The organism is Pseudomonas sp. HY2-MNA-CIBAN-0224 (assembly GCF_040310285.1).
In the GTDB taxonomy this organism is placed as follows: domain Bacteria; phylum Pseudomonadota; class Gammaproteobacteria; order Pseudomonadales; family Pseudomonadaceae; genus Aquipseudomonas; species Aquipseudomonas helleri.
Map to the genome: position 1 here is coordinate 1 of NZ_JBEOPQ010000374.1, position 290 is coordinate 290.

The 290-nt window shown below is 63.1% G+C and carries 1 protein-coding gene; it reads right to left on the reverse strand.

Annotated elements, in window-relative coordinates; genetic code table 11:
* A partial coding sequence (locus AAEZ03_RS26800) for a hypothetical protein (RefSeq protein WP_350582827.1) occupies positions 1–290 on the reverse strand: 290 nt, incomplete at both ends.

The following is a 290-nucleotide window of genomic DNA, read 5'->3' on the forward strand; positions in this document are numbered from 1 at the left end:
CCGTTTTCATGGCTTGGCTCGCGCACTAGCGACAGGTTGCGGTTTTCGACGGTTTGGGCGACGGGGATGAAGCTGCCTGGTTCGTAGAAGTAGTGGATCAGGCGTCGTTCGCCGGGGTTGTCGCTGTAGCGCGTTTCATAAGCGAGGGTGTCGCCGTCCCAGCCGTAGATGTTTTGGCCGCAGTCGTATTGGGCGTTGAGCGTGCGCTGTTGCTGCTCGATCCACGCCGGGCCGGCGCCGGGGCTGGGCGGGCAGTGGGCTTTGGAGTATTTGGCTACCCTTCGCCCCAG